This window comes from Candidatus Zixiibacteriota bacterium (assembly GCA_020853795.1).
GTDB lineage: Bacteria > Zixibacteria > MSB-5A5 > CAIYYT01 > CAIYYT01 > JADJGC01.
The window spans coordinates 1-6,659 of the sequence record JADYYF010000190.1; the positions used below are offsets into that span (position 1 = coordinate 1).

10 protein-coding genes are annotated in these 6,659 nt (G+C 58.3%); 9 read left to right on the top strand and 1 reads right to left on the bottom strand.

Annotated features, from left to right (window positions below; genetic code table 11):
* The 9 genes from alaS to IT585_14350 all read left to right on the top strand — a co-directional run.
* Window positions 1-2,513, top strand: a 2,513-nt coding sequence (gene alaS, locus IT585_14310; protein ID MCC6964422.1) for an alanine--tRNA ligase, incomplete at its 5' end; no start/stop codon positions are given.
* A gap of 56 nt (window positions 2,514-2,569) precedes the next feature.
* Window positions 2,570-3,343 carry a geranylgeranylglyceryl/heptaprenylglyceryl phosphate synthase gene (locus tag IT585_14315; protein ID MCC6964423.1) on the top strand — a complete coding sequence of 258 codons (774 nt, stop codon included), beginning with the start codon at window positions 2,570-2,572 and terminating at the stop codon, window positions 3,341-3,343.
* Window positions 3,333-3,926 (top strand): SIS domain-containing protein, encoded by a 594-nt coding sequence (locus tag IT585_14320; GenBank protein ID MCC6964424.1) that lies wholly within the window; start codon window positions 3,333-3,335, stop codon window positions 3,924-3,926. Before IT585_14315 ends, IT585_14320 begins: the two co-directional genes overlap by 11 nt.
* Before the next feature lie 34 nt (window positions 3,927-3,960).
* On the top strand, window positions 3,961-4,200 hold the full coding sequence (locus IT585_14325) for a CDGSH iron-sulfur domain-containing protein (GenBank protein ID MCC6964425.1): 240 nt from the start codon (window positions 3,961-3,963) through the stop codon (window positions 4,198-4,200).
* 94 nt (window positions 4,201-4,294) lie between these two features.
* Window positions 4,295-4,648 (top strand): hypothetical protein, encoded by a 354-nt coding sequence (locus IT585_14330; protein MCC6964426.1) that lies wholly within the window; start codon window positions 4,295-4,297, stop codon window positions 4,646-4,648.
* A complete protein-coding gene (locus IT585_14335) occupies window positions 4,645-4,812 on the top strand; it encodes a hypothetical protein (GenBank protein MCC6964427.1) in 168 nt (55 codons plus the stop codon). Before IT585_14330 ends, IT585_14335 begins: the two co-directional genes overlap by 4 nt.
* A 229-nt stretch (window positions 4,813-5,041) precedes the next feature.
* Window positions 5,042-5,476 carry a dockerin type I repeat-containing protein gene (locus IT585_14340; GenBank protein ID MCC6964428.1) on the top strand — a complete coding sequence of 145 codons (435 nt, stop codon included), beginning with the start codon at window positions 5,042-5,044 and terminating at the stop codon, window positions 5,474-5,476.
* A 135-nt stretch (window positions 5,477-5,611) separates the two neighbouring features.
* Window positions 5,612-5,959: a DUF134 domain-containing protein gene (locus IT585_14345; GenBank protein ID MCC6964429.1), complete on the top strand. Its 348-nt coding sequence runs from the start codon at window positions 5,612-5,614 to the stop codon at window positions 5,957-5,959.
* Entirely contained in the window at window positions 5,904-6,323 is a 420-nt protein-coding gene (locus tag IT585_14350) for a NifB/NifX family molybdenum-iron cluster-binding protein (GenBank protein ID MCC6964430.1), read from the top strand. Before IT585_14345 ends, IT585_14350 begins: the two co-directional genes overlap by 56 nt.
* A 7-nt stretch (window positions 6,324-6,330) precedes the next feature.
* On the opposite strand, the gene IT585_14355 is transcribed toward IT585_14350, so the two are convergent.
* On the bottom strand, window positions 6,331-6,659 hold a 329-nt coding region (locus tag IT585_14355; protein ID MCC6964431.1), incomplete at its 5' end, for a hypothetical protein.

Consider the following 6,659-nt stretch of genomic DNA (forward strand, 5'->3'; position numbering starts at 1 on the left):
CGCTGATTCCCTTTGACGATCCGACCTTGCTCTTCACCAACGCCGGCATGAACCAGTTCAAGGACGTGTTCCTTGGCCAGCGCAAGGTTGACTACAAGCGCGCGACCACGTCGCAGAAGTGTATCCGTGCGGGCGGCAAGCACAATGATCTGGAGAATGTCGGCGAAACGGCGCGACATCACACGTTCTTCGAGATGCTGGGCAATTTCTCCTTCGGCGATTACTTCAAGGAGGACGCGATCGCGTTCGCGTGGGAGTATGTTCGCAAGGTCCTGGGGCTGTCCCCGGACCGGCTCTATGCCACGGTCTACAAGGACGATGATGAGGCGTTCGCGCTGTGGGAGAAGATTGCGCCGGAACTGAAGGACGGCCGAATCATGCGCTTTGGCGAGAAGGACAATTTCTGGTCGATGGGCGAGACCGGTCCGTGCGGACCATGCTCGGAGCTGCATTTCGACCGCGGCGCGCAATACTCGTGCGGCAAGCCGACCTGCACGGTCAATTGCGACTGCGACCGATTCATGGAAATCTGGAATCTCGTCTTCATGCAGTTCGATCGCGATGCTTCCGGCAAGATGACACCGTTGCCGAAACCGTCGGTTGACACCGGCGCCGGTCTGGAGCGCATTTCCATGGTCATGCAGAGAGTCGATTCGAACTACGACACTGACTTGTTTCAGCCGCTGCTGGCGCAAATCGTGGACCTGACCGGCAAAGAATATCATCGCGACAAACGCGGGCTGTCGCACCGCGTGATCGCCGATCACATTCGTGCGCTCACCTTTGCGATCGCCGATGGCGGGATTCCCTCCAACGAGGGGCGCGGCTACGTGCTGCGGCGCATCCTGCGCCGTGCCGCGCGTCATGGACGACTGCTGGGCAAACATGATCCGTTCATCCACAAACTCGCGGCGGTGCTGGTCGACACGATGGGGCATCAGTTCCCCGAGATCAAGGCTCAGGCCGAGCACGTGGCACTAGTAGTGAGGTCGGAAGAAGAGAGCTTCGGTGAGACGCTCGATCGCGGGATGGAGATTTTTGACAAGATCGTCGAAGGGTTGCGCGGCAAGAGTCAGAAGACCGTCCCAGGCGCGGAAGTCTTCAAGCTGTATGACACCTACGGCTTTCCGGTCGACATGACCGAGGTGATGGCACGTGAGCAGGGGTTGACGCTCGATATGGCGGGGTTTGAGAGAGAATTGGAGGCACAGAAGGCCAGATCGAGATCGATCACATCATTCGCTGCAAAGGCTCAGTCTTATCGTCCAAGCAGGTTCGTGGGGTACAATGACGTTTTCGAACACAGCACCTTGGTTGAGCAAGTAAATCAAGGTGTCAAGGATGGCAGTGAGTGGCTTGAAATCGTTCTAGAAGAGACTCCTTTCTACGGGGAGTCAGGTGGACAAGTCGGCGATGTGGGCACCATTATCGACGGAAATCGTCAGTTTAAGGTTGTCGATACGTTGAAAGTTGGAGACTCCACGGTGCATGTCTTAGAGGGGAAGTCCGATCTTGCCATTCCGACTGAGAGTACGACTGTCCTCGCCCGCGTTGACGGCGTCCGGCAAAAGCACACCCAGCGTAATCATACAGCGACGCACTTGCTGCATAAAGCGCTACGCACGGTGCTGGGCGAGCACGTCCAGCAGAAGGGCTCTTTGGTATCGCCCGAGCGCCTGCGATTTGACTTCGTACATTTCAAGGCGATGACCGACGAGGAAATCCGCGAAGTCGAGCATCTGGTGAACGAGCAGATCCTCGCCAATCACCGCGTCAAGTGGGACAATTATCCGATCGAGGAGGCCAAGAAGCTCGGCGCCATGGCGCTGTTCGGCGAAAAGTACGGCGATGTTGTGCGCATGGTCGAGGTCGAAGGCTACTCGCGCGAACTGTGCGGCGGCACCCACGTGCAGGCCACCGGCGAAATCGGCGTGTTCGTGATCATCGCCGAGACCGCTATTGCCGCCGGGATTCGGCGCATCGAGGCACTGACCGGCGCCGGGGCGTTTGAATATCTGCGCGGCGTCAAAGAAAAACTCGATGCAACCGCGCACCTGTTGAAGCTGCCGGAAGAGAAACTGGTCGATCGCATCGCCGAACTGCTGGAAGAGAGCAAGAAGCTCAAAAAAGAGCTGGAGAAATCGCAGGCCGAATCGGCGGCGGGCACGATCGAAAAGTTCATCGAAACACGCTCCTTCAAGGTGAAGTCGCTGCGAGTGATTATTGAACCTTTCGAGACGAAAGATCAGCTCAACACATTTGCAGACAAACTGAAATCCATGGCTGATCCGATTTGTGGGTTGTTCTTTTCCGGTGCGCAATACGCGATTGTCGTTTCAGATTCTGCGCTCGCGATGGGCATTCAGCCACGGTCACTGATCATCGATGTGAACTCCGCATTTGGCGGCAAGGGCGGAGGACGTGGCTACTTCACTCAAGGCTCTGGCCAGGTAGCTCTCGACGAGCAGAAAATGAAAGCAGTCGTATTGCCGCTGATCGAGAAGGTCCTGTAGCCCACCCGCAGCGAAGCGCAGGGTGGGGGCATGCGAGGATTCACGGATTGAACCGCATTTACGAACATCTGCTCGGTACCGCTCAGCGCAAGGGCGCGGGCTTCCTGACGCTGATCGATCCCAACGAGCATCAGAAGTCGCAACTGTTGGCCTGCGCCGAAAACGCGGAGACCGCCGGTGCCGACGCGATCTTAGTCGGCGGATCGATGGTTCTGACGAATCGGATGGAAGAACTCATCCGTGAGATCAAACAACGGGTGACAATTCCGGTGATCATTTTTCCCGGCGGCGCCGGGCAGGTGTGCCGCTTCGCCGATGCGATTCTTTTTACCTCGCTGGTCTCGGGACGTAATCCGGAATTCCTGATCGGCGAACAGGTCAAGGGCGCGCCTCTCGTCAAAGAATACGGTCTGGAGGCGATCCCTACCGCCTACATGCTGATTGAATCGGGTACGCGCACTTCGGTGGAGTACATTTCGCACACGCATCCGATCCCGCGCAACAAACCGGAAATCGCCAAGTTGCACGCGCTGGCGGCGGAGTATATGGGGATGAAGCTGGTGTATCTCGAGGCCGGATCGGGAGCAATCCACTCGGTGCCGGAGGAGATAATCCGCGCGACGCGCGCGTTTGTCTCGCTGCCGATCATCTGCGGCGGCGGCATCCGCCATCCCGAGGACGCGGCGCGCAAAGTTGCCGCCGGCGTGAGTTTCGTTGTGATCGGCAATCGTTTTGAAGAGAACAATCAGCTACCGCTGATGATCGAGTTCGCCGAGGCGATTCATCAGAAGGCGGCACTACCAGCGAAGAAATCGCATGATGAAACTTAAGCAGATCATTGCCGCGGCGGTGCAGGACTCCGCGACGCTACGGACAGCGTTTGCCCTGGCGCGGGAAGAATGGCTCCTGGCTTCGGCAACGAAGCTGGCCGAGACCCTGGCGAACGGCCGCAAGATTCTCATTGCAGGCAACGGCGGATCCGCCGCCGACAGTCAACATTTCGCGACCGAGTTCGTCGTGCGGCTGACTTCCGACAATAACCGCAACGCCCTGCCGGCGATCGCCCTCACGACCGACACTTCCCTGCTTACCGCCGCCGCCAACGACTACGGCTTTGATCATATCTTCAGCCGCCAGATTGAAGCGCTGGGGCAGGCGGGGGACGTGTTCATCGGTCTGACCACTTCGGGACGCTCGCGTAACATCCTCGAGGCGTTCCGCGCCGCCAAGGAACGTGGTTTGCTGACGCTGGGGCTGTTCGGCAAGTACGGGTTGATTGTGCCGGAGCTATGTGACCAGCCGCTGCTGGTGCCGGCGGCGGCAACGATGCGCGTTCAGGAAGAACATATTTTTGCGCTGCATTTGCTGGCGCAATTGACGGAAGAAATTCTCTTGTCGGGCGGTGCCGAATAGGCGGCGCCGGCCGAATCACTCAGTGGAGGGCCACTTGGCCGACCCGCATATAGCCGACCGCAAGTCAGTCAAGCTCGAGCTGGAGCCGGGCACCTATTGGTGGTGTCGTTGTGGGCGCTCCGCTGATCAGCCGTTTTGCGACGGTTCGCATCACGTGACTGAGTTACAGCCGCTGGAATTCACCATCACGGAGAAGAAGCTGCGATCGTATTGCCTCTGCAAGCACACGCAGACTCCCCCCTTCTGCGACGGCACGCATAAGACGCTACCGTAGACATTTGAACCATTCGCGAATTTTCTCAAAAAGCTCGTGACATATTTGCCGCGGACACTCGTCTCTGCTGTAAACGTCTTCGGCGGAGGTATCAATGCTGCGCAAGCTTGTCTGTTTGCTGGTGGTCATCATCAATGCTGTCATGGTCGCAAATGTCTGGGCCGACGACCAGCCTCAACCGTGCAGTTCGCCCCACGCGACTGAGTTCGACTTCTGGCTGGGCGACTGGGATCTGACCTGGGCCGATTCCGGCCGGGGACGTAATACGATCAGCAAGGAGTTCGACGGATGCGTCATCCGGGAGAACTTCACATCGCTTGACTCCGCGCCTCTGCGCGGCTTGTCGCTGTCAGTCTTCAACTCGAACACGGGTAGTGGCATCAGACCTGGGTGGATAATCAGGGGAGTTACCTCGATTTCACCGGTGAGTACAAGGAGGGCAGGATGATTCTCACCCGCGAGGCCAAGCCCGCCGGCACGCCGGTATTCCTGCAGCGGATGGTGTGGTTTGATATCGCGGCCGACTCCCTCAAGTGGAACTGGGAGCGCTCCGACGACGCCGGCAAGACCTGGAAGGTGATGTGGGCCATCAACTACACGCGACGAAAGTAGCGCGAAGGCCGGGCGCCGCCAGTGCCAATTGCCGGCCATCGGATGGGAGGATGTCTCCGCTCACATGCGAGCCGAAGGGGGAACGAGCAGATCCTCGAGTCTGACCAGCGAAAGACATTGACAGAGACGAATAGTCGCTTATATTGATCTATATAATCCGCAAACACGTTCCCGACGAGAAAGGCAGTCCGAAATGTTGAGATCGAGTCGAACACTCACTTTCCTACTGATGACCGCGTTACTGCCGTTGAGCCTGAGCGCGCTGATGGCCGACGACCAAGCGCCACAATCGGGTGAGCAATTGAAATGGCAGGTTGTCTCCGGCGGCGGCACCACCAATGGCTCATCGACCAACTTCAAACTGTCGAGCACCGTAGGTCAAACAGCCGCTGGTCCTGGCGCTTCCACCAATTACCAGCTTATTCACGGGTTCCAGCAGAACTTCACTGCAGCCATTGCCTGCTTCTGTGGTGATGCTGACGGCAGCGGCGCTTTTTCAATCTCGGACGCCGTCTTTCTGATCAATTACATTTTTGCCGGTGGCGCGGCGCCCGATCCACTTTGCGAGGGTGATGCCGATGGTTCCGGTGCCGTCTCGATTTCCGACGCGGTGTACTTGATCAATTACATCTTCGCTGGCGGACCTGTGCCGCATTGTCCTTAAGTCGTTACGTTGTAGGCCATTCCAGCACTTCGCGCCAAATACATCTTCTAACAACAAAAATGTACGCAAATCGCTTGACATTGTCGCCAATCTTGTCGATACTTATTATGTGCGTATGCACATAATGGATTGAGTATGCCACGACCCAAGAAATGGCGCTGTTGCCGCCGCTACGAAGCTGATCGCGTTTACAAGCCGCAAGGAATTCCACTGCGGGAGCTGGCCACAACCGAGTTGACCCTCGACCAGTTCGAGGCGTTGCGGCTGTGCGATGTTGAGGGTCTGGAGCAGGAGGCGGCGGGAGAACGACTGGGCGTGTCGCGCGGAACCGTACAACGCCTGCTCTATACAGCGCGCAAGCTGTTAATCGCGGCAATTCTCAACAATGAAGCGGTTGTTATCAACCTGAGAGAAAGTGAGTCTTGTCATGTTGACATGCATCCCCACCAATGGCAGTGCCGGTCGCGACGACACGGTCTGTGAGCATTTCGGCTCGGCGCCGTACTTCACCCTTTATAACAGCGAGAATGATCAGATTGAGGTGGTCGCGAATCGCAACTCGCATCACAGCCACGGTACGTGCCACCCGATGACACAGCTGGCGCGCTTCCACGTCGATGCGATCGTGTGTTCCGGCATGGGCCGGCGCGCGATTGAGGCGCTGAACAGCGAAGGTGTCCGGATTTATTACGCTGAGACACCCAGTGTGCGAACACTCATCGATCGCATCAAGGCCAATGATCTGCGGGTCGTCGACCCAGCCCGTGCCTGCCGCGGACGCGGACAGCACCAGCGTGCCAACAACGATTCCGGCTGTCACGGCCACGGCTTTGGCGGCGGGTTCTAACCGAGTTTTAGTCTGCGCTGCGCGTGCCGGCAAGGGCGCGCAGCGTGCGCGCGAGGCGCGGATGGTCTTGTACAGCGCGTACGTAAGCCTGTTCCTGCACGTAACCCTTGGCGCGGATCAGGTTGACTAACGCCGCTTTCTCGGCCGTGATCCAGCGCTCTACCTCCGGCAATGCGCAAACCAGCACCGACCATCGCTCAAACCACAGTCGCTCCAACCTCGACCAACCCGCCGTTGAGCGCACGGCAAGCCGCTTTGCCGCGGTCTTCGGCGCTTCGCGCCGGGCGCGATCACGATCGCCGGCAAACGCCTGCGCGATGAAGCGCGTCTGCAACA

Coding starts and splice junctions, on each gene's coding strand:
- IT585_14335 (MCC6964427.1), top strand. CDS start 4,645: ATGATTCTCACCCGCGAGGCCAAGCCCGCCGGCACGCCGGTATTCCTG.
- IT585_14345 (MCC6964429.1), top strand. CDS start 5,612: ATGCCACGACCCAAGAAATGGCGCTGTTGCCGCCGCTACGAAGCTGAT.
- IT585_14340 (MCC6964428.1), top strand. CDS start 5,042: ATGACCGCGTTACTGCCGTTGAGCCTGAGCGCGCTGATGGCCGACGAC.
- IT585_14320 (MCC6964424.1), top strand. CDS start 3,333: ATGAAACTTAAGCAGATCATTGCCGCGGCGGTGCAGGACTCCGCGACG.
- IT585_14350 (MCC6964430.1), top strand. CDS start 5,904: ATGTTGACATGCATCCCCACCAATGGCAGTGCCGGTCGCGACGACACG.
- IT585_14330 (MCC6964426.1), top strand. CDS start 4,295: ATGCTGCGCAAGCTTGTCTGTTTGCTGGTGGTCATCATCAATGCTGTC.